The 19,521-nt window shown below is 42.2% G+C and carries 21 protein-coding genes; 8 read left to right on the top strand and 13 right to left on the bottom strand.

From position 1 onward, the window contains the following. Positions 1-37: 37 nt before the first annotated feature. The 3 genes from V6R21_RS30405 to V6R21_RS30395 all read right to left on the bottom strand — a co-directional run bounded on the left by V6R21_RS30405 (position 38) and on the right by V6R21_RS30395 (position 3,002). Positions 38-1,663 (bottom strand): arylsulfatase, encoded by a 1,626-nt coding sequence (locus V6R21_RS30405; protein WP_334247255.1) that lies wholly within the window; start codon positions 1,661-1,663, stop codon positions 38-40. A gap of 178 nt (positions 1,664-1,841) precedes the next feature. Beyond that, positions 1,842-2,372: a hypothetical protein gene (locus V6R21_RS30400; RefSeq protein WP_334247254.1), complete on the bottom strand. Its 531-nt coding sequence runs from the start codon at positions 2,370-2,372 to the stop codon at positions 1,842-1,844. Positions 2,373-2,447: 75 nt separating this feature from the next. Beyond that, positions 2,448-3,002 (bottom strand): DUF4136 domain-containing protein, encoded by a 555-nt coding sequence (locus V6R21_RS30395; RefSeq protein WP_334247253.1) that lies wholly within the window; start codon positions 3,000-3,002, stop codon positions 2,448-2,450. A 225-nt stretch (positions 3,003-3,227) separates the two neighbouring features. On the opposite strand from V6R21_RS30395, the gene V6R21_RS30390 reads away from it, so the two are divergent. Both V6R21_RS30390 and V6R21_RS30385 read left to right on the top strand, forming a co-directional pair. Then, positions 3,228-3,431 carry a hypothetical protein gene (locus tag V6R21_RS30390; protein WP_334247252.1) on the top strand — a complete coding sequence of 68 codons (204 nt, stop codon included), beginning with the start codon at positions 3,228-3,230 and terminating at the stop codon, positions 3,429-3,431. A gap of 87 nt (positions 3,432-3,518) precedes the next feature. Then, a complete protein-coding gene (locus V6R21_RS30385; RefSeq protein WP_334247251.1) occupies positions 3,519-4,481 on the top strand; it encodes a calcium/sodium antiporter in 963 nt (320 codons plus the stop codon). Between the two features lie 339 nt (positions 4,482-4,820). On the opposite strand, the gene V6R21_RS30380 is transcribed toward V6R21_RS30385, so the two are convergent. From V6R21_RS30380 to V6R21_RS30365, 4 genes are all read right to left on the bottom strand, one after another. Then, positions 4,821-5,177 (bottom strand): heavy-metal-associated domain-containing protein, encoded by a 357-nt coding sequence (locus tag V6R21_RS30380; RefSeq protein WP_334247250.1) that lies wholly within the window; start codon positions 5,175-5,177, stop codon positions 4,821-4,823. Positions 5,178-5,310: 133 nt separating this feature from the next. Continuing rightward, a complete protein-coding gene (locus tag V6R21_RS30375) occupies positions 5,311-5,760 on the bottom strand; it encodes a hypothetical protein (RefSeq protein WP_334247249.1) in 450 nt (149 codons plus the stop codon). Between the two features lie 219 nt (positions 5,761-5,979). After that, on the bottom strand, positions 5,980-7,083 hold the full coding sequence (locus V6R21_RS30370) for a DUF1254 domain-containing protein (protein ID WP_334247248.1): 1,104 nt from the start codon (positions 7,081-7,083) through the stop codon (positions 5,980-5,982). Between the two features lie 318 nt (positions 7,084-7,401). Beyond that, the gene (locus tag V6R21_RS30365; protein WP_334247616.1) at positions 7,402-7,974 is read right to left on the bottom strand and encodes a DUF6266 family protein; all 573 of its coding nucleotides are present in this window, start codon (positions 7,972-7,974) and stop codon (positions 7,402-7,404) included. Positions 7,975-8,223: 249 nt separating this feature from the next. On the opposite strand from V6R21_RS30365, the gene V6R21_RS30360 reads away from it, so the two are divergent. The 3 genes from V6R21_RS30360 to rpiB all read left to right on the top strand — a co-directional run bounded on the left by V6R21_RS30360 (position 8,224) and on the right by rpiB (position 10,602). Further along, on the top strand, positions 8,224-8,412 hold the full coding sequence (locus tag V6R21_RS30360) for a hypothetical protein (RefSeq protein ID WP_334243336.1): 189 nt from the start codon (positions 8,224-8,226) through the stop codon (positions 8,410-8,412). A 451-nt stretch (positions 8,413-8,863) separates the two neighbouring features. Then, complete coding sequence (locus V6R21_RS30355) at positions 8,864-10,078, top strand: glycosyltransferase family 4 protein (protein ID WP_334247247.1); 1,215 nt, start codon at positions 8,864-8,866, stop codon at positions 10,076-10,078. An 86-nt stretch (positions 10,079-10,164) separates the two neighbouring features. After that, entirely contained in the window at positions 10,165-10,602 is a 438-nt protein-coding gene (gene rpiB, locus V6R21_RS30350) for a ribose 5-phosphate isomerase B (protein ID WP_334247615.1), read from the top strand. Between the two features lie 62 nt (positions 10,603-10,664). Here rpiB and V6R21_RS30345 read toward each other — a convergent pair whose 3' ends face one another. Beyond that, on the bottom strand, positions 10,665-10,991 hold the full coding sequence (locus V6R21_RS30345; RefSeq protein WP_334247246.1) for a hypothetical protein: 327 nt from the start codon (positions 10,989-10,991) through the stop codon (positions 10,665-10,667). A 103-nt stretch (positions 10,992-11,094) separates the two neighbouring features. Between V6R21_RS30345 and V6R21_RS30340 the strand changes: the two genes are divergently transcribed. Next, the gene (locus tag V6R21_RS30340; protein WP_334247245.1) at positions 11,095-12,147 is read left to right on the top strand and encodes a WD40/YVTN/BNR-like repeat-containing protein; all 1,053 of its coding nucleotides are present in this window, start codon (positions 11,095-11,097) and stop codon (positions 12,145-12,147) included. 62 nt (positions 12,148-12,209) lie between these two features. Here V6R21_RS30340 and murA read toward each other — a convergent pair whose 3' ends face one another. From murA to V6R21_RS30320, 4 genes are all read right to left on the bottom strand, one after another. Then, complete coding sequence (gene murA, locus V6R21_RS30335) at positions 12,210-13,520, bottom strand: UDP-N-acetylglucosamine 1-carboxyvinyltransferase (RefSeq protein ID WP_334247244.1); 1,311 nt, start codon at positions 13,518-13,520, stop codon at positions 12,210-12,212. A gap of 249 nt (positions 13,521-13,769) precedes the next feature. Then, positions 13,770-14,411: a pyridoxamine 5'-phosphate oxidase gene (pdxH, locus tag V6R21_RS30330; protein WP_334247243.1), complete on the bottom strand. Its 642-nt coding sequence runs from the start codon at positions 14,409-14,411 to the stop codon at positions 13,770-13,772. 69 nt (positions 14,412-14,480) lie between these two features. Further along, positions 14,481-16,064, bottom strand: coding sequence for an NAD(P)/FAD-dependent oxidoreductase (locus V6R21_RS30325; RefSeq protein WP_334247242.1), 1,584 nt, complete (start codon positions 16,062-16,064; stop codon positions 14,481-14,483). Between the two features lie 217 nt (positions 16,065-16,281). Then, positions 16,282-17,028 (bottom strand): hypothetical protein, encoded by a 747-nt coding sequence (locus V6R21_RS30320; RefSeq protein WP_334247241.1) that lies wholly within the window; start codon positions 17,026-17,028, stop codon positions 16,282-16,284. A gap of 667 nt (positions 17,029-17,695) precedes the next feature. Here V6R21_RS30320 and V6R21_RS30315 point away from each other — a divergent pair. Next, the gene (locus tag V6R21_RS30315) at positions 17,696-17,923 is read left to right on the top strand and encodes a hypothetical protein (RefSeq protein ID WP_334247240.1); all 228 of its coding nucleotides are present in this window, start codon (positions 17,696-17,698) and stop codon (positions 17,921-17,923) included. A gap of 11 nt (positions 17,924-17,934) precedes the next feature. Further along, a complete protein-coding gene (locus tag V6R21_RS30310; protein WP_334247239.1) occupies positions 17,935-18,150 on the top strand; it encodes a hypothetical protein in 216 nt (71 codons plus the stop codon). Between the two features lie 76 nt (positions 18,151-18,226). On the opposite strand, the gene V6R21_RS30305 is transcribed toward V6R21_RS30310, so the two are convergent. Continuing rightward, positions 18,227-19,498 carry an adenylosuccinate synthase gene (locus tag V6R21_RS30305; protein ID WP_334247614.1) on the bottom strand — a complete coding sequence of 424 codons (1,272 nt, stop codon included), beginning with the start codon at positions 19,496-19,498 and terminating at the stop codon, positions 18,227-18,229. Positions 19,499-19,521: the final 23 nt, after the last annotated feature.

The raw sequence follows: 19,521 nt of genomic DNA, 5'->3' as shown, positions 1-19,521 counted from the left end.
TAAAACGGTACACCACCACTTTATAACCTGTCATAGATTACTTCTTGCTTGGCTCCAGCTCAGGCAGTTTCACACCTTTCTGGTCCATATATTCTTTTATTTTTTCAAGTGTTCTGAAACGTTCAATCGTCAAAGGCCCTGTAAACACTTCACTTTGTAGTTTTCTTGGAGGGTAATCAATATAACTTTTCATTAAATCCTGAATCGCCTTGTTGAATATGACCAATGTCCAGGTCTTTTCCGTAAAGCTGTTCATAAACAGGTCATACCGCTCCTGAGGGTCTTGCCATATATTATAGATGGCTGGCACTGTTGCGACATACTCCTGATCTCCTCTCCAACCCAATTCCTGACCAGGCATATCACTACCAGCCATCGCACCATTGTCTCCACGGGTATTGAAGACTGCCTTCCAGCGCTCATACCTTACCGCTCCTGGCGAAAGTTCTGTCTCCGTAAAATAGAACCACTTATTACGTAACGGCTCTCCCTCTTTGAAAAGGACATTAGACATATCAATGCTATCAAAAATCATCGCCTTGCCATCCCTGTCCTGTTTCGGTAACTCAATCCCTGCCAGACTGGCAAACGTCGCCATCAGGTCCAAACCGCCCACAATTTCATGGCTGTCACTGCCTGCCTCAATTTGATTTGGCCACCAGGCGATAGCCGGCACCCTGCTGCCACCTTCCCTGTCATTACCTTTTGATCCCCTGAAAGGCGTGTAACCCGCATCAGGATGCACGTCCTGCCATGCACCGTTATCTACTGTATAAATCACAAAAGTGTTCTCATCTATGCCCAGCTCACGTACCTTATCCATGATACGCCCCACATTGTAATCCATTTCCACTACAGCATCGGCATACTTGGTTCTGGCATCTGATTTTCCTTCAAACTGCTTGGACGGCAGGTTGGGCTGGTGGTTCTTGGCAAAGTTGATACTCATAAAGAATGGTTCGCTCCCTTTGGCATATTCCTCCAGTCGTTCGAGTGCCTTGTCTGTCATTTTCATGTCCAGCTCGGCAATATTCTCTTCCGTCACCTTCTCCACTTCCCTTGTCTTGCCACCAGCTTCACCTTCCAAAACACCTGTGGTTACCTTCTTGAAAAATTCGGTCATTTCTGGTGTCATATCCGGATTCCAAGAAGGGAAAGCATAGGTATAAGCATTAAGGTGGTAGAGTACCACATGCTCCATCTTGTCATAGCCATGGGCAATTGGCATAGCATACTCATCTTCACCCAAATGCCATTTACCACAAAAATAGGTTTTGTACCCTGCCTTTTTCAGGACAGATGCCACTGTCCATTCAGCGGCAGGAAGTCCACCTCCCTGTCCTTGGAATGCTACAGTAGTCATCCCACTCCGGTTTGGAATTCGACCAGTCTGCATCGCTGCCCTGCCGGGCGTACAGCTGGGCTGCCCATAGAATGACCAAAATTGCATCCCTTCATTACCAAGGCGGTCAAGGTTCGGAGTCGCCATTCCCCTTCCCTTACCTCCTCCATAGATACCCAAATCCCCCCAACCTGTATCATCCGAAATCAACATGATAATGTTGGGTTTCTTCGGTCGCTCTTTTTTTTGGGCTACAGCTTCCTGTATGGAAATACTGAGTAGGCCTATCAGTATAAATGATAAGAATATGTTTCGCTTCATCATAAAATTGTTTTGCATTGTAAGTAGACTTGATTCATTTAGAAATTACCAGAATACAAAAGGTGGGATAATGGTATAGACCATTAAGAGTATCTCATAACGTTTCGTTACTAATTTGAAAGGCACAGTTATTTTGGGGTAAGCTAAGACAAGGTTGTGTTCACACTGTTATTTGGACTTATTTTACAGGTCTGCCCTCTCCATCAAAATGTAACGTCTTAGTCTTTTTATCTTTCCTGATTGTAACCGTATACATATCAGCTTCTCCCTTTGGCGTTTTCTTGATTACCTCCTTGTCTTTGATAAATGCCCAGCCATTGTAGTTTTCTCCAATATAATTCCTGATAGAAGCCGGTAGTGCTTCATCCGTAATAACTTCCTTATAGTTGACAATGTCTCCCTTATCATCATACACAACTTCCGCATGAGACCTGTCTCCATACAACTTGATCGCATAGTAATGAACTTCCTCGTTAGGGTTGGATTTGCCCCGTACACTGGACACCGTCCATTCATTGACATAGACATCCTCCGGAACAATGGCAATTTCATCCACTACGGCATCAGGAAAGTCTTCTTCAATAGCTGATGTCACTTCTACTGGAACTTCTGTGCTTGCTACTCTTTTGAGAACAACCTGTTCTTCTTGCGCCATTAGAGAATTAGTCAAAAAAAAACCTAATATCAAGGTAAAAGTGAGTGTTTTCATAGTCTTGAGTTTTAATGATGTGAGTGTTATAAGGAGTAGTGCAATAGTCTATATACACCCTGTCTCACCAAATCACTATTTGATGGGAATCGGATACTTCTTCATCAGTTTTTTAATCTTCTTGGGTATGGATTTCTCTCTTTTCTTAGGCTTTTCGTTCGCAATGGTTGTCAAGACCCCTTGCCATTTTAGATCATTGTTTTGCGAGTCATACATATCAACAACCAACGTTCCCTCCAAATAGTCATTTTCACTATAGGTCGTGGTAGCCATACCTCCAGCTCCCATTCCCCAACCCCAACGTGGTCCATACCCCATTCCTCCCATAAAATCAGTATAGGCAGTGGTACTTTCCTTTTTATCAAGAACCAGGTATAAAGCAATCTTCGCATCTGCATCACCTTCAATCAGGGTCATGCCACGTTTGTCAAATTCTGATTTGAGCGCATTCTGAATACGTTCCTTATCAAAATCGTTCAATTGCTGGTCACTGTCCTTCTGCCATCCTTCAAAGGAATAGGTCTTGTACTTGGAGAAATCCGTGTCCTTGTCATAATCGCTTTTTACTTGGGCACTACTTATGAGACTAAAGAATAGTAATACCAATAGAAGCCAGTTAAATTTTATCATAGCAAAGTAGCATAGAGTCAGAGTCACAAATAATTGTACTCCCTAGTTTTGTTGTGGGCTTTGCAGGGAGAGGGTTCTTTAATTAAATGCATAACATAGATCTATAGGGACAGGTTCATTCATTGTTGTTCCCTCCTAAGCTATTTAACCCGCTGTTACCTATCCATCCCACACCTATGGCTTATAGACCTTGGTGAGTACCCAAAATACTCCTCAGACAGCATCATGACAACAGCAGCCGATGCATGGCTGTCCGTTTTTTATGAGTCAGCACTCCAGAAAGTAGCCTATGTTGTGGGAGACTCTCCAAGGTCACCACAATTCACCGATGACATGAAATCCAAAATCACCCGACTGATCAACCAACTACCCATCCAGTTCCAGTGGTTCTCCACCCAAAAGGAAGCCAAGCAGTGGCTATTGTCGTAAAAAAGCAATAGCTCACTTTTTAACACAGCAGGCAACAACTTATCAATAGCATTACCGTATCTTAGCTAATCCAAAACATCAGAAACTATGCTAACATACGTACTATTTGTCATCGGCTTCGTGCTGCTCATCAAAGGAGCTGACTACCTGGTCGAGGGAGCTTCTTCCATAGCCAAACGTTACCAACTTTCCGAGCTGGTCATTGGCCTTACGATTGTCTCCTTTGGCACCAGCATGCCAGAACTGATCGTCAACCTGCTGGCAAGTTTTGAAGGCAGTGCAGAGCTTGCCATTGGTAACGTCTTTGGTAGCAACATAGCCAACGTACTGCTGATTTTGGGCTTCTCCGCTATCGTCCGTCCACTACCCATTCAGCGCAGCATCTACTTCACTGAGATTCCTATCTCACTCGTAGCTACCTTTATGGTAGGCTTCTTGGCCAATGCCAACCTGTTTACAGATGGACAAGGACTTTCTCTTAGCCGGTTTGATGGAGGAATGCTGCTGCTCTTCTTTGCCCTGTTCATGTTTTATATCGCTGTAATAGCACGTTCAAAGGATGAAACCGAAAACGAGGAAGAGGAAATTGCCCTCCTGCCTATGGGCAAGTCACTGCTGTTGATTGGTGCGGGTGTCCTAGGCCTGTTTGTAGGAGGTAAATGGATTGTCGATGGCGCTGTGGTCATTGCCTCTGCACTCGGGTTTAGCGAAACCTTTATCGGACTTACCGTTGTCGCGATCGGGACTTCGCTACCTGAACTGGTCACCTCTGTAGTAGCTGCACGAAAAGGCAAAGCCGATATTGCAGTAGGCAACGTCATCGGTTCCAACATCTTCAACATCCTCTGGATTCTTGGTATCAGTGCCCTGATCAGGCCGCTACCGTTTGACATAGTCAACAATATGGACATCCTGACTGTCATCTTCTCCAGCACTATGCTGTTATTTGCCGTAATCGTGGGTAGGAAACCCCAAATCAGCCGTGCTACCGGCTACTTATTTGTGTTCCTGTACATAGCTTACTTGGTATACCTTGTACAACGAGGGTAGGTAAAATAACGTAAACTATCACTTAGTTTCCACCAATAGAACCTATGCCAAACTAATTGGCAGCATTCATTGGTCAACAGGGTAATCGTGCATACATGATATATTCAGAGTTCCTTTGTCTACCTGAAAGGGCAAGATACAATAGCGATGGATTTCAATCCATCCTATAAACCCATCACTCAGATTAAAATATAAGCTGCTATATCATTTGGCTAAACCCCATATCCCTGACATAGCAAGTCATACAATTTGCAAAAAAATAACAGCTACCTATGTTTCTTGGGTAGCTGTTATTACTTATCCTCCCTACAGAGCATACCATACAAGCTCTATACTACCTTACTCCTCATTCTTGCAGCAGCCATCCAGTTGCTCATACGCAGCTGTCTCCGCCTTCACATCATCCGCATCAAACCCTGCCGCCGCAATAGACTGCCTGATGCCATCAGGCGTTGTTTTATCCGGCTTGTAAATCACAGTGATCGTCTGTTTCGCAGGATCTACAGTCACCTTCTTGATCCCCTTGTTCCGGTAAATCTCATCCGTAATATTGGCGCCACAGCTGCCACATTGTAAACAGTGGTCGCACAGTATGGAGGTCTGCACTGTCAAGGTTTCCACCTTTTTCTTATCCTGTCCCAAAGCTGTACCAGCCAACAAGCCTATCAGCATTACAATTGCAAGTATTGGTTTCATATCTGTCCTTTTGGTTTAAATCAAAGATAGTAACCAATATCACAAATTGCCCCATATGGAAAAAGAACGCTGTCCATCCCAAAAAGACTACCTCCCTCACTGCTAATACAGGGACAATGAAATAAACACCCTTCTAAAACAGAAGAAGCCTTCCATTATCAACCGTACTCATTTCGTCTCCACTGTTCAATACATTTAAGTGGCTTGCCAGCAGTTCATGACACTGACCCAATAACCATTCACCTCGCTGAAAAAAGTATTCAGAAGCATGCTTAAGATTATTTTTTGTCAAGTAATTTTCGCCATCATAAAAAACCCATTCCCCACGGAGACAAGCCCTATACAAATGGTCACTTACCAAGACGGAAGCACCATACAGCTGCAAGGTCTCAATGTCAAGCAATTCGTAATAACCACGTTCAAAGAAAAAGGAGAATAGGTTACAAGCTGTTTCCAGCTGTTCTATCCTGTTTTCAATATCATCCAACAGCTCCTGATTATCTACCAAGGCTTCAAGTTCCTCAATATACAAGGCGTACATCTCCTGTTTGAGGGTTGGCGGTATTTCTTTCCTGCTCCCCATAATCCTGATCAGATTAAAGTATTCGTAACTTTATAACATAAAACAGCAAAGAAATATTCTCAATATCTGGCCCTCCTACAGGACTTCCAAACAACGTAAGTTTCCAATGGTAAGGACAAAGTATATTGAACAAAAAAAACCACAAGCCCCTCCCGAAGCCTGTGGTCCTACCTTATTCATTCATTGCCTTTTTATCTCAAGATGAAAAGTGTCATTGTATCATTGGGCCACCTCAATTTTCGGCAACTTATAGTCCCCATTCACTACCGGCTCCCCAGGCATATAAACCCTGAAACAAATCCAGAAAGGTTGGGTAGGTACCAGCAGCTTATTTTGGTGCTTTGACTGGTCAAACTGGTCTTCAAGTATATAATAGAGGTCAAAGGTCTTACCGTCAGGGTTCAGCTTGATTTCGGTATTGCTGATGGTCGAACCTTTATCAGTCTTTAGGTACTGGTCGTCCCCATAGATGGTCACAGAGTAAAAGCCAAGCTTGGGGTCTTTCATATCAGGCACCTGATAGGTAGCCTTATAGGCTATTCCCTTTTCCACCTCATACTTCTCAGTCAGGTAAACAGCATCCTTGTCAGGAAGTAGCCCTGTCGCAATGGAGACACCCCTATTACGGTCTTCCAGCGAAACCGGATTGTCCACTGTTCCCATCGTTCCACGTACCCCTTCTTTCCCTGCAATCTCCACATAGTGCTGAAGTACCTTCTTGAATTCCTCCATATTCCAGTCAGTCACCTTAAATGACTTGGGTTGGTACCCATTCAAAAATTCTAACTGTAGCTGGTCCTGATACCCATTTACCTTCTTAATATCCGCTGGATCATTCGGGTTGACCTGTATTCGTACATTTGCCCAATAGAAATCCGTCGTTTCAGAAGAAGGAATCACATACCTGCCCGGACCATAAAACACCTTCACAGTTACATGGTCATGGTTTACTATATGCAAGGACATATAACGCCCATCTGTCTCCGGCAAGGTAATCGCCACATCACCACCACCATCCAGTATGGCAAAGGAATAATCCGTATCCCGATTCATCAGCGGAGCAGGTTGTTCATTTAGCGGCATAGGCTTTCGATGGTGATTCCATGTATTATCAGCTCCCTGTACAAACTCCTTCTGCATAGCCAGGTCAGCCATAGCAAAGGCAAAGTTCTCTTTCGTAACACTCACCGTAGTACCTTTATCCACTTGAGTAGCTTCATCCTTGTTTTCATTGTCTTTGGATTGGTTACAGGCAACAAAAAGTAAATGGAATGCCATAACCCCTATGGCACTTACCATAGGTAGTAGCTTTATTTTCTTCATAGTTTATCTCAAATTATGTTCAAGTGAGTGGGATATGAAACAAATATTTCCACAGAGGGTGTTTTAGACGGGTCTATCAGCAGTGAGTCATCAGCTTCATGCTTTTTGAAACATTAGAAGACTAAAAAAAGGTTTTTGACCAAATGGATACTACTGCTTAAAATGTTACCAATTTTCGTTTTGTAAACATTAACCAATTGGTATTAGTTCTATTACAATTTCAAAAAAGTAGCATATTTAATCCCTAAACAAAAACCACAAGCCCCTCCCGAAGCCTGTGGTCCTGCCCATTCATATATCCATGCAAGCAAAAAACTGTTACGAAATCAAGAAACCCGCACTGCGGCTCACATTCACCCCATCATCCAAAAAGTAGAATACATCATACTCATCCGAATCATCCCAGTTCCTCGGAATCACCGCCTGCCCTGTGGCATCCAACTGCCCTTCGTGCACCACAACCCCCTCAGGCGTGTAGCTGTTCTGGTTCAGCATCAGGATATGGTAGTTGGCATTTGCATTGGCAGGGAAGTTCAGCGTAATGTTGGTATAGTCACCAGTGGCTGTTCCACCTGTCGTGTCCAGCACATTACCCGCCGGATCACTTACCGTAAACTTCGTTGCATCCAGCACCACCGTCCCGTTGGCCTCATCCCAAGTGAACGCCGCCGTATTGCCCTTCACAAACAGGTTCCAAGGTGTGTAGGAAGTACCCTGCGCCCTTTCATAAAAACCAACCCTTGCCGCCTGAGAAAAATACTTCAGCATCGAGACCACCGTCTTGAAGAAGCCACGCTGTTTCTGCTGCGCATCTGTGTTGGAGTTGTTGGAAAGCGGCTTGGACTTGAGCACATTGATGCCCTTCCAGGTGGAAAACACTGCATTGGCCATTGTGCCGCTTGCCCTGCCGATAATCGGGTTCTGTACCGTTGCCATAGGCTGTTATCGTAATTAGGTTAAACACTGGTTGAAAGAAGGCATCACCTTTGGGAGCCTTTCCCCGATAATACCCCACCAGCCACCACAACTCCAAACCCCACCGACCACCCTGACCGTTATGGCAGGAAATTACCGCCATTGTCCTCCCGACTCACCTCCCTGATCCTTATCTTGTAATCAATGTTAACCTGACCCTCAAGAATGAAAAGAATCTGCATCTACCCCAAGGACATCCAGCTCCTGACCGGCAAAAGCGAACGCACCGCCCGCCGCATCCTCTCCGATATCCGCAAGGAGTACGGCAAGGAGCCAAAGCAACTCGTCACCATTACGGAGTTCTGCCAGTACACCGGCCTGAAGGAGCAGCAGGTTCTTCCCCTCCTCCACTGACCAACATTGTAATTGTCCAACACATCACCAAAATACATAAGCTAGCCTAACTGGTATCTTTCTCCTATTTGTCTCCCATTTAGCGCTACCCCATATATGCTAGACTACTACCACCCTTATGTCCAAGAAATATTATATATATTGTCAGACACATAGACTGGCATAGTCTTGTTACCCAGCATGAACCATCACGGCATATAATTGAATTTTCTTTGTATCTGCTTTTAGACGGGCTTCCAACAAGTTAATTTGCGCATATCTGTGATACATAATATGTGATTTGTCCACACCGTATCCACACACAATAGGATAAGTCACTCATTTACTGATACATAACTTATTAGCAAAAGTAATAAAAAAGAGATAAGACTTGAGAGGTAAGACGCTAGACATAAGACTTTAAGAATTTCTAACATCTCATGCCTGTCGACCTGAAGTCGAAACAACTAACATGACAAAGAAACTGAACATTGTATTCGCTACGGCTGCTGACCTGCCTGAAGGTGGCGGCAATACTACCCGTCTGAAAACACTGGTGGCGGCCTTGAGGGGAATGGGACACAAGGTAAGACTCCTACTTGAACATAGCCATGGCAGTGTTTCTCCCGATATGCTTCAACTGACTGGTGATATTGATGGCGCTCCTTTTGAATATATTATTGGTACTACAAAAAAACCTGAAGGATATAAATTCTTCACCAAAAAGCTTAGTGCTGTCTTCCTGATGCGTGACCGTATCAAGGCATTGCATGCGGAAGAGCCTATTGATATCCTCTGGTTTAACCATTCTGCTGCGCACTTGATCTACCCACTCAGCAGGCTGGCTCATCAACTGTCTATCAAGACGGTTCACTCCTATGAAGATGAACGTGTAAAAGGATCAGGGCTGAAGCGGAAACTAATCTATGCCAACCAAAGCTTTGCGGATAACCGCCTGACCAAACAAGCCGATCACTTGATTGTAATCTCCAATTACCTAAAGGAAAAATACGCTCAGCTGACTCAAGGAAAGGTGCCCATCACATTGATCCCAACCATCATTAAACCTGAGTATTGGGACTGTACAAATGATGACAACAACCATGATATTCCGCTGCTAATGTATTCGGGTGGCTTTTATGGGTTCGACGAAGTTGAAGAGGTGATCAAAGCGATCCGTATTCTGAAGGACCGTAACTTGCTTGTCAATTACCATATGATCGGCTACAACAAAAGGAACCCTGCCTATATGGAATCTATCAACCAACTTATCAAGTCCAATGGGCTGGACGAGCAGGTCAAGATGCTTGGTTTTACTCCTTTTGCTGAACTAAAAGGAAAGCTAGCCAAAGCAAACCTGTTGATCGGTATCCGAAAAGACGATGAATGGAGTAGTACTGGTTTCTCCACCAAGCTGAGTGAGTACTTGGCTACGGGCAGGCCAATCCTATGTGCTGCACTTGGCGACAACACCTACTACTTGAAAAATGGGGAGAATGCCTTTATGGTACAGCCGGGGGCACAAGCTCAAGAGATTGCAGATGCTATACAAGCAGCACTCACGGATAAAGAGCGGGCTAGTACGATAGGAAAAAAAGGGCAAGAAGTAGCCCTCGCGCATTTCAGCCAGAAAGTAGCACAAAAGGAACTGGATAAAGTGTTCGATCAACTTTTCTGCAATCAGTAAGACCATACTAGGGTTTTCCTTATATTTGCAGCATCAAAAGGAATTGTCCTTTTAATTGAAAATTTAGGTTTGGATAAATAAACGACATCGTTATGAAAATCGCGATTGGTGGCGACCACGCTGGTTATGAGTACAAAGAAGAACTTGTAAAGTATTTAGAGGAAAATGGACATGAGGTAAAAGACTTCGGTCCTTTCTCTGCTGAGTCTTGTGACTACCCTGATTATGTTCACCCGCTGGCTGATGCGATCGAGGCTGGTGAGTATGAAAGAGGTGTTATAATCTGTGGAAGCGGGGTTGGTGTATCAATCGTTGCCAACAAGCACCAAGGTATCAGAGCTGCGCTTTGCTGGGAGAACGAAATCGCGGCACTTTGCCGTCAGCACAACAACGCTAACGTATTGGCATTGCCTGCTAGGTTTATTTCTCTGGATGATGCGAAAAAGTTTGTGGATACTTTCCTGACAACTGAGTTTGAAGGTGGAAGACACCAAAAGCGAGTTGATAAAATTGCTTGTGCATAAGACATATATAAAAGGGAGCCTGATAAGCTCCCTTTTTTATTTATCCAACAACACAGCAGTGATCAGTTTCTATCTCTTCCGTTGTGTTTCTTTCTATATATCTCACGGTTTGCCTGACGTTGCTCACTTCTGATTACAGCCCTCTCTCCACAGGTTACTTTGCCATCTGCTTTGGCCAGTTTTTTCATTTGCTTGACATCTCTTTGGTCTTGTCTCAGGTTTCTAGCTTCTCTTCTTGTAAGTTCTCCACTTTTCACTCCTTCTGAAATTCTTGCCTGCTGTCTTACTTGCCTTTTTGCCACTGACTGTGCCGCTACATCCTGTGTTGAAAAAGCGACCAACACAAATGCTGCTACGGCTCCGATGATTTTTAGTCCTTTTGCTTTCATAAGGTTTTTGTTCTTTATTGGGTGTCTTTAGTTGATTTCTGTTGCTTAGACCACAAGCAATGGAGAAGGTTTAAACTGACTTCCAAACTTTTTAATTTTTTCTATGAAATACTTATATTTCATTTTAGGGTTGGGCTTTCTTACGGCTTGCAATAACTCAAATACTACAACTGAACAAGCAACAGATACACCTCTGCTGACTTGGGAAAAGCACCAACTGCCAACCAATGCATCCTTCCGTGGAATCCACGCCTACAGCGACAAGGTGATTTGGCTAAGTGGCTCCAATGGGACTTTTGTTCATACTGCTGACGGCGGACTTAACTGGGAAGTGGACAGCATTGCAGATACTGAAAAGTTGGATTTCCGTGATATAGAGGTACTGAATGATACAACAGTGATTGTTATTTCTGCTGGTTCACCAGGTCGTGTTTACAAAACAACAGATGCCGGTAAAAACTGGACACGTACTTACAACAATGAATCTCCTGCTGTCTTTTTTGACGGGATGGATTTCTGGGATAAAGACCGTGGTATCGCATTCAGTGACCCGATTGACGGCAAGCTTTTCATGATCCAAACAAATGACGGAGGAAACAACTGGAGTGAAATTGAAGGGCCTGTAGTTGCTGAAGGGGAAGCTGGGTTTGCCGCAAGCGGAAGCGGTATCATTGCCCAAAATGACAGTTGTGTATGGATCGGGACAGGAGGAGCCAAAGCAAGAGTATTCTATTCCTCAGACAAAGGCAGTAACTGGACTGCTTATGATACTCCTATGCTACAAGGTAATGGTCCTCAAGGAATCTATGGAATGGACTTCAAGGACAGCATGAATGGTATTGCCATTGGAGGTAACTTTCAGGACAGTGTAGCCAATAACCAATCTCTTGTGATTACTGAAGATGGTGGCAAGACTTGGAGTATACTGAAAGAAAATGCTACGGCTGGTTATAAATCATCCGTGAAGTATGTTCCTAACAGCGACATTGTTGTTGCGGTTAGCCGTTATGGAACAGATATTTCAGAGAATGGAGGCAAAGCATGGAAAAATACTGATAAGGAAAGCTACTATGCCATCTCTTTCCCTAAAAACAGTCAGACAGGTTGGGCTTGTGGAAGCAACGGAAGAATCGCGAAGGTGATAATCTCACAATAATAACAAAAAAGCCCTGTATACTTAAGCATACAGGGCTTTTACCTTTATAAATTTTGATCAGATTATACTCTACGGATATTGGCTCCAAGCGCATTCAGACGCTGGTCAATAAACTGGTAACCTCTGTCAATCTGTTCAATATTGTAGATCGTACTCTCTCCTTCTGCTGCCATTGCTGCAATCAGCAGTGCCACACCAGCACGGATGTCAGGAGAAGTCATTGAAATGCCACGAAGTGGACGCTCATTGTTTGAACCAATCACAGTTGCTCTGTGCGGATCTGACAAGATAATTTGCGCTCCCATATCGATTAGCTTATCCACGAAGAACAAACGGCTTTCAAACATCTTCTGGTGAACCAATACTGTTCCTTTCGCCTTGATCGCAGATACAAGGATGATACTCAAAAGGTCTGGTGTAAACATTGGCCAAGGTCCATCGGCGATGTTCAGGATAGAGCCATCAATGAAACGATCAATCTTATAGTTTTCCTGAGCAGGAATATAGATGTCATCTCCACGGAATTCCATCTGGATACCTAGCTTCTGGAATGTGGCAGGAATTTGTCCCAACTGATCCAGACGGCAATCCTTGATTGTCAGCTCTGAACCAGTCATAGCTGCCATACCGATAAATGACCCGATCTCGATCATATCAGGCAACATGGTGTGAGTCGTTCCACCCAATCTTTCAACACCTTCTACCTTAAGTAAATTAGAACCCGCTCCTTCAATATTAGCTCCCATACGATTCAGCATACGGCAAAGCTGCTGGATGTAAGGCTCACAAGCTGCATTATAGATCGTAGTAACTCCCTTTGCCATAACGGCTGCCATAATCACGTTGGCAGTACCTGTAACAGACGGCTCATCTAATAAGATGTATTTACCTTCAAGGCTACTCGCATCTATCTTGTAGAAAGCATCGTTTTCATCATATTCAAATGATGCTCCTAATTTGGTAAAGCCCAAGAAGTGCGTGTCCAGTCTTCTACGACCAATTTTATCTCCACCTGGCTTAGGTACCTTTGCGTAACCATAGCGAGCTAACAGTGGTCCCAATACCATGATTGAACCTCTTAACTTTGCCGCTTTTTGGTTAAACTCTGGTGACTCCAGATATTCTATATTTACATTGTCTGCAATAAATTCATAAGAGCCTTCTCCAAGTTTTGTTACTTGTACACCCAAGTCTCCAAGAATTTCAATCAGCTTCATCACATCCAGAATATTTGGGATATTATGGATGGTTACTTTTTCTTCTGTCAGCAGTACTGCACATAAAATCTGCAGTGCTTCATTTTTCGCACCTTGTGGTACAATCTCTCCGCTTAACTTGCGGCCACCTTCAACAACAAATGCTCTTGACTCCATAGTTTGAGTAGAATAAATTATTTCTTCTTTGACCTGGCTTAATGGTTCTTTTGATTGAATCATGTGATATTAAAATTAGTAAGTGGTATTGGGCGCTAATAAAACAAATGATTCTCAATTGGCTTTTGCCCTGTGATTATCATTATGTTACCAGCTGGGTAAAAGTTGAATTATAAGAGTCTAATCAATATCAAAAAATATGCTGAAAAGTTCGCAGGATTTAAAACTTTCAGCAAAAAAGCCATGATATCAAGGTGCTAACCTTTTTTTGTTCCAATTACCGTTTTCATCCAACGTATAAAGTACCCTGTCATGAAGTCTACTAGGCCTGCCTTGCCAAAATTCAATTCGGTCTGGAGAAATAGCAAAACCACCCCAATGCGGTGGACGAGGTACATGTGTGAGATACTTTGCTGCATAAGTCGCAAAGCGCTTCAAAATAATATTTTTAGAAGTTATTTCACTACTCTGCTCTGAAGCCCATGCTCCGACTCTACTTTTATAGGGCCTGCTTGCAAAATATTCGTCAGACTTAACATCAGAAACTCTAGTTACTGTTCCTTCAATATTTACCTGTCTCTCAAGCTCAGGCCAAAAGAAAGTCAAAGCAGCCACAGGATTTGACAACAAATGCGTGCCTTTTCGGCTGTTGTAGTTAGTATAAAACACAAACTGGTTATCTTCCACTCCTTTCAAAAGAACTGTTCGAGCAGCAGGTCGTCCTTCTGGAGAAACAGTAGAGATTGTCATTGCCGTCGGCTCATTCACCTCTGACTTGATCGCTTCCTCCATCCACATATTAAACTGCTCGATAGGATTGGCTAAGCAATCTTCTTCACTGAGTTCTTTTTTCGCATAGTCTAGTCGGATATCTGCTATGTTCACTTTCATGCTTTATGCGTCTGATTTTTAAAACATCTATTCAGGTTATCAACTACCTGTCAAATCATTCGGTTGAGTTTATGAAACACCACAATAGAGTTGAGCTGCCAATTCCGCACACCTTTCTCCATCCATTGCTGCCGATGCAATTCCACCTGCGTAACCTGCTCCTTCTCCACATGGGAACAAACCTTTGATCTGAGGGTGCTCATGTGTCAGTCTATCTCGTGGAATTCTTACTGGTGATGAGGTTCTACTTTCCACACCCACAATTTGAGCTTCGTTGGTCAGGTATCCCTTCATTTTCTTTCCAAATGCCTTAAAGCCATATTTAAGCCTATGCGCTATCTGTTCAGGCAACACTGTTCTCATATCAGCCGATACCAGCCCCGGCTGATAAGATGTCTCATTTAAGGCATTGGAAACTCTCCCTTCTACAAAATCCCCTAAACGTTGTGCCGGAGCTTGTTGAGTTCCTCCTGCAACTACACAAGCTTGCTGCTCAATTGCCTGCTGGAATGCCATACCTGCCAATACACCATGCTCTTTGTAGAATGGTTTGAAATCATCCTCATCCACAGCCACTACAATTCCTGAATTGGCAAATTTTGAATCACGTCTTGATGGAGACATGCCATTCACTACTACCTCTCCAGGTGCTGTTGCAGAAGGAACTATAAAACCACCTGGACACATACAGAATGAAAAAACACCTTTTTCTTTTCCTTCAAACTGCACTTGATTAACCAAAGTATAAGAAGCTGCTGGCAAGTATGGTCCACGGTCACCATTACAGTGGTATTGAATACCATCTATAATACTTTGCGGGTGTTCAATCCTAACTCCTAAAGCATATGGCTTTGTTTCAATCTCAATTTCCTTATCACGAAGCAAAATAAATATATCTCGGGCTGAGTGACCTGTTGCCAAAATCACAGCCTCTCCCTCTAGTCGGTCTCCTTGTTGTGTAACTACTCCCTTGATACGGTCACCATCCAATATGAAATCCTCTACCCTTGTATCAAAGTGAACTTCACCACCTGCATTCAGGATACTTTGGCGTATTTCTGCTACCACTTTTGGTAACTTGTTAGTACCAATATGTGGATGGGCATCTACCAATATTTCTGACGTAGCTCCGTGAGCTACAAAAATTTCCATGATACGCACGAAGTCACCTCGCTTCTTCGCTCGGGTATAAAGTTTACCATCTGAATAAGTACCTGCACCTCCCTCTCCAAAACAGTAATTGGAATCCGGATTAACGATATTCTTCTTATTGATGTTAGCCAGATCTCGCCTTCTTTCCTGCACATCCTTGCCTCTTTCCAGTAGAATCGGTTTTATTCCCTGTTCAAGAAGACGCAATGCAGCAAACATTCCTGCAGGGCCCGCTCCTACAATAATTACACGTTTTGCATCACTTACATTAGGGTAGTCTCTTCGGTAGGATATTAAGTCTGAAGGAGGCTCACCTTCAAAAATTTCTGCCTTAACATTGATTTTGATATTTCTGGAACGAGCATCAACCGACCTTCTCACCATTCGAATATGCAACTCATCTGAATCAGACAGTTTTACTTTATTGATGATGAAATTCCTGAAATTTTGTTCGTCAAATGCCACTTCTGGCGAGACTACGTATTCAACCTCTCTTCTCATAATTATTCCTAACGAAAATAAGCCTACAGACATCAATAGACCACAGTACCTTTCTGTATAATTTATAAGCCTTTCTTACAAACTGAAGCCATATACAGACGTGCAAAGTTAAGGATTTAAATGAGTAATGACTAACCCCTCAGTTATATACCAAACATAAAAAAGCCCTCAGAACAACGGTGTCCTGAGGGCTATATCTCTTGTATATGTATTACAATTACTTCACTTTTTCTTCCATCTCCTCTACTTTAGCATAGGCATCTTTCTTACCTGCCTCAAATGCTTTTTTGTAAAGAGCCAAAGCTTCAGCATATGTCGCTTTCTTTTTCTTTGGAGCCAGTTTAGTTCTATTTGCAGCCTCTTCCAATGCCTCAGCTTGTGCGTAGAAAGCATCTGCAGTTGTCTTTTTAGCCTGTACCATCATTTCTTCAATTTGGTTTTCAAGCAACATCAACTCTTCTCTTTTCTGCTTGATAGAGTCATCCTGTGCTTGCAACTCTTTTGCCTGAAGGTCTACAGTTTTGATCAATGCCGTGTTCTCTGACTTGAACTTCTCTACTTGCTCACTCAATTGAGCTACTTCTTCGCCTCTAGTCTTCAGTTGTTTTTTCAATCTGCGAATTGTATTCTGGAAGCTTGAGTTTTGTGAATTTGCTTTAGCCATCATAGCCTCTGCTTCTTCCAACTTACGCTCAGACTCTTCCATATACTGGTTCAACTTTGCCAGTCTATCTTTATATGTTTCGTAGCTAGTGCCTTTTTCGAGGTCAAGCTTCAAAATTTCTCTTCTATCTTCAATAGAATCAATCATCTCCCCTACATCCTGCAAAGTCTCGGCAGCTTGACGGCTTGCTTCCAATTCAGTCTCCATCTCTGCCAACTGCTGCTTCAATTGTTCATTCTCTTCCTTAATTCCACAGCTTACCATTAATAAAGCCAAAAACGGCACCAATAATTTTTTCATTACTTTCTTATTTAAACTTTTGTATGATTTCAATAATTAATATTACACAATTACGTTCATGTATATGTAAAATTCAAGCGAATTAATTGCGCATTTTCAGCATATTAAATGCTAAAATTGTACAGTTTAACGAGCATCAATGATAATATTTTTATTCCGTAAAAGTTTTCGATAAAGAATTTTAATTACATGGCTTCAAACTTCTTGATAAAAGTCAATTGTGAAAGCCTAGTAGAGACAGTCAAAGAGAAATAAGAAAGGGTTTGATTATCAGTTCAATAAATTTACAATTGGGTCAATTCACAGCTGAATAATCATATTTTATACCAAATAGTTCAAATAAGGATTCATTAAACAATAACACACTGCACATTTGCTTATTTAAGTTTTTATAACAAATTTATATTATAGTTATACCCCCTTTTCTTTTCCTTGTTTTGATACATCAATTGTACAATAGTGTTTGTCATTACCTCGTTATACTTGACTAAGTGAAGACTGAAATATCCTAATATTTCCAACAAACTTGCTAGTAACTGGTTAGTTTAAAATTACTTCAGTCCATACACTGTAACAGCAAAAGCTAATTTTTTAATATTGATAAAGAGGAATAGCTTTTGTAACTATTTTGACAGCAAATTACTATTTCGAGCTGGTGAATTTTGATATGGCTAAATCAACAGTAAAACCAAATAAAGTGAAAATAATGCGTGTGATTGCGCGCCTCAATGTAGGAGGTCCTGCTATTCACACGATCCTGCTAACTGATAGGTTGAACAATGACAGCTTTGAAACCAAGCTTGTCTCTGGAACTGTATCAGCTGAAGAGGGGGAAAGGACCATTCATCTCACCTTTTGGTTAAGTTTGGTTTTAGCCCCAGAGATGCTGTATTGACAATTTACCTAATGGTGACTTCTGTAAGCACACTTTGTTTTATAGGACTAATTACAGACCTAACCTATGCTATTTCAGCTTATACTACTGTATTTATTATGCTACTGTTATTTGGACGAAAATTGACCAAAATGCATGATAAAGAATACATCCTGAATAAAGAGGATATTGTAGAAAGGCGAATCAGCAAAGAACAGGTTATGGAAAAAGTATCAGGTCGTCATTAAAATAGAATACTCCAGTAACAAAAAAGGGATGAAGTTAAATTATTAACTTCATCCCTTTTTACTTATATAAGGATAATTATTTCATTACAGTTTCTGTACGGTCTGGACCTAAGGAAACCATAGTTACAGGAATACCTACATAAGACTCAATGAACTTCACATACTCCAACATCTCTTTAGGAAGCTCATCAAAAGATTTATTGTGATCAACTTCACAATTCCAACCTTTCATTGTCTCATATACAGGCTCTGTTACATCTTCTAAATCGTAAGGAACCTCAGTTGTTTCTGATCCATCCTTCATACGGTATTTAGTACATACCTTGATTTCTTCGAATGAATTCAAAACATCTGCTTTCATCATGAATAGCTCTGTTGCCCCATTCAGCATAATAGCATATCTCAATGCAGGCAAGTCCAACCAACCACATCTACGTTCACGACCAGTAGTTGCGCCGAATTCGTGACCTATCTTCTGAATTTCCTTACCTGTCTCGTCAAACAGCTCAGTAGGGAAAGGTCCCGATCCAACTCTTGTACAGTATGCCTTAAAGATACCATAAACATTCTTCTGCTTATTAGGAGAAACCCCCAATCCTGATGAAGCACCAGCTGCAAAAGTGTTCGAGCTTGTAACAAATGGATATGAACCAAAGTCAACATCCAACAATGATCCTTGAGCTCCTTCAGCCAATACTTTCTTTCCGCTATCAATACCGTCATTCACAAAGTATTCGCTATTGATAAACTTCAGCTGCTTCATTTTCTCAACTGCTTCAAAGAAATCCTTTTCCAGTTCAGCTAGTTGCTCAGCATAATCATATTGATAAAACTCAAGTGTAGTCTTATGCTTGTCTACCAACGTGTTGTATTTCTCTTGGAAGTTAGCGGCAAACAAATCACCTGTCCTTAATCCAACTCTTGCTGACTTGTCCTGATATGTTGGACCAATACCTTTAAGAGTTGAACCAATTTTCTTTTCACCTTTGCTTTGCTCATAAGCTGCATCCAACAGTCTGTGTGATGGTAAAATAAGGTGTGCTTTTTTAGAAACCAGCAACCTATCCTTTACATCAAACCCAGCTGCTTCAAGCTTGCTAATTTCTTCCCAAAGGATTCTGATATCCAGTACGACACCATTACCAATCACATTGTCAGTACCTTCTTGGAATACTCCTGATGGAATTTGGTGCAGTACGAATTTCTTACCTTCAAACTCGAGTGTATGCCCAGCGTTTGGTCCACCTTGAAAACGCGCTACTATATCGTATTTGGGAGCAAGGTAATCTACTACTTTACCTTTTCCTTCATCCCCCCATTGCATTCCTAATAATATATCCATTGAAATATAATTTTATGCTAATTATGAAT

It is taken from the genome of Limibacter armeniacum (genome assembly GCF_036880985.1).
In the GTDB taxonomy this organism is placed as follows: Bacteria; Bacteroidota; Bacteroidia; order Cytophagales; family Flammeovirgaceae; genus Limibacter; species Limibacter armeniacum.
Note: the sequence above shows the minus strand (reverse complement) of the source record. Positions and strands in the feature narration are given on the sequence as shown.

What these genes read in the sequence shown, in the direction of transcription:
- V6R21_RS30405 (WP_334247255.1), bottom strand. Translation starts at nt 1,663, where the DNA reads ATGAAGCGAAACATATTCTTATCATTTATACTGATAGGCCTACTCAGT.
- V6R21_RS30400 (WP_334247254.1), bottom strand. Translation starts at nt 2,372, where the DNA reads ATGAAAACACTCACTTTTACCTTGATATTAGGTTTTTTTTTGACTAAT.
- V6R21_RS30395 (WP_334247253.1), bottom strand. Translation starts at nt 3,002, where the DNA reads ATGATAAAATTTAACTGGCTTCTATTGGTATTACTATTCTTTAGTCTC.
- V6R21_RS30390 (WP_334247252.1), top strand. Translation starts at nt 3,228, where the DNA reads ATGACAACAGCAGCCGATGCATGGCTGTCCGTTTTTTATGAGTCAGCA.
- V6R21_RS30385 (WP_334247251.1), top strand. Translation starts at nt 3,519, where the DNA reads ATGCTAACATACGTACTATTTGTCATCGGCTTCGTGCTGCTCATCAAA.
- V6R21_RS30380 (WP_334247250.1), bottom strand. Translation starts at nt 5,177, where the DNA reads ATGAAACCAATACTTGCAATTGTAATGCTGATAGGCTTGTTGGCTGGT.
- V6R21_RS30375 (WP_334247249.1), bottom strand. Translation starts at nt 5,760, where the DNA reads ATGGGGAGCAGGAAAGAAATACCGCCAACCCTCAAACAGGAGATGTAC.
- V6R21_RS30370 (WP_334247248.1), bottom strand. Translation starts at nt 7,083, where the DNA reads ATGAAGAAAATAAAGCTACTACCTATGGTAAGTGCCATAGGGGTTATG.
- V6R21_RS30365 (WP_334247616.1), bottom strand. Translation starts at nt 7,974, where the DNA reads ATGGCCAATGCAGTGTTTTCCACCTGGAAGGGCATCAATGTGCTCAAG.
- V6R21_RS30360 (WP_334243336.1), top strand. Translation starts at nt 8,224, where the DNA reads ATGAAAAGAATCTGCATCTACCCCAAGGACATCCAGCTCCTGACCGGC.
- V6R21_RS30355 (WP_334247247.1), top strand. Translation starts at nt 8,864, where the DNA reads ATGACAAAGAAACTGAACATTGTATTCGCTACGGCTGCTGACCTGCCT.
- V6R21_RS30345 (WP_334247246.1), bottom strand. Translation starts at nt 10,991, where the DNA reads ATGAAAGCAAAAGGACTAAAAATCATCGGAGCCGTAGCAGCATTTGTG.
- V6R21_RS30340 (WP_334247245.1), top strand. Translation starts at nt 11,095, where the DNA reads ATGAAATACTTATATTTCATTTTAGGGTTGGGCTTTCTTACGGCTTGC.
- murA (WP_334247244.1), bottom strand. Translation starts at nt 13,520, where the DNA reads ATGGAGTCAAGAGCATTTGTTGTTGAAGGTGGCCGCAAGTTAAGCGGA.
- pdxH (WP_334247243.1), bottom strand. Translation starts at nt 14,411, where the DNA reads ATGAAAGTGAACATAGCAGATATCCGACTAGACTATGCGAAAAAAGAA.
- V6R21_RS30325 (WP_334247242.1), bottom strand. Translation starts at nt 16,064, where the DNA reads ATGAGAAGAGAGGTTGAATACGTAGTCTCGCCAGAAGTGGCATTTGAC.
- V6R21_RS30320 (WP_334247241.1), bottom strand. Translation starts at nt 17,028, where the DNA reads ATGAAAAAATTATTGGTGCCGTTTTTGGCTTTATTAATGGTAAGCTGT.
- V6R21_RS30315 (WP_334247240.1), top strand. Translation starts at nt 17,696, where the DNA reads ATGGCTAAATCAACAGTAAAACCAAATAAAGTGAAAATAATGCGTGTG.
- V6R21_RS30310 (WP_334247239.1), top strand. Translation starts at nt 17,935, where the DNA reads ATGGTGACTTCTGTAAGCACACTTTGTTTTATAGGACTAATTACAGAC.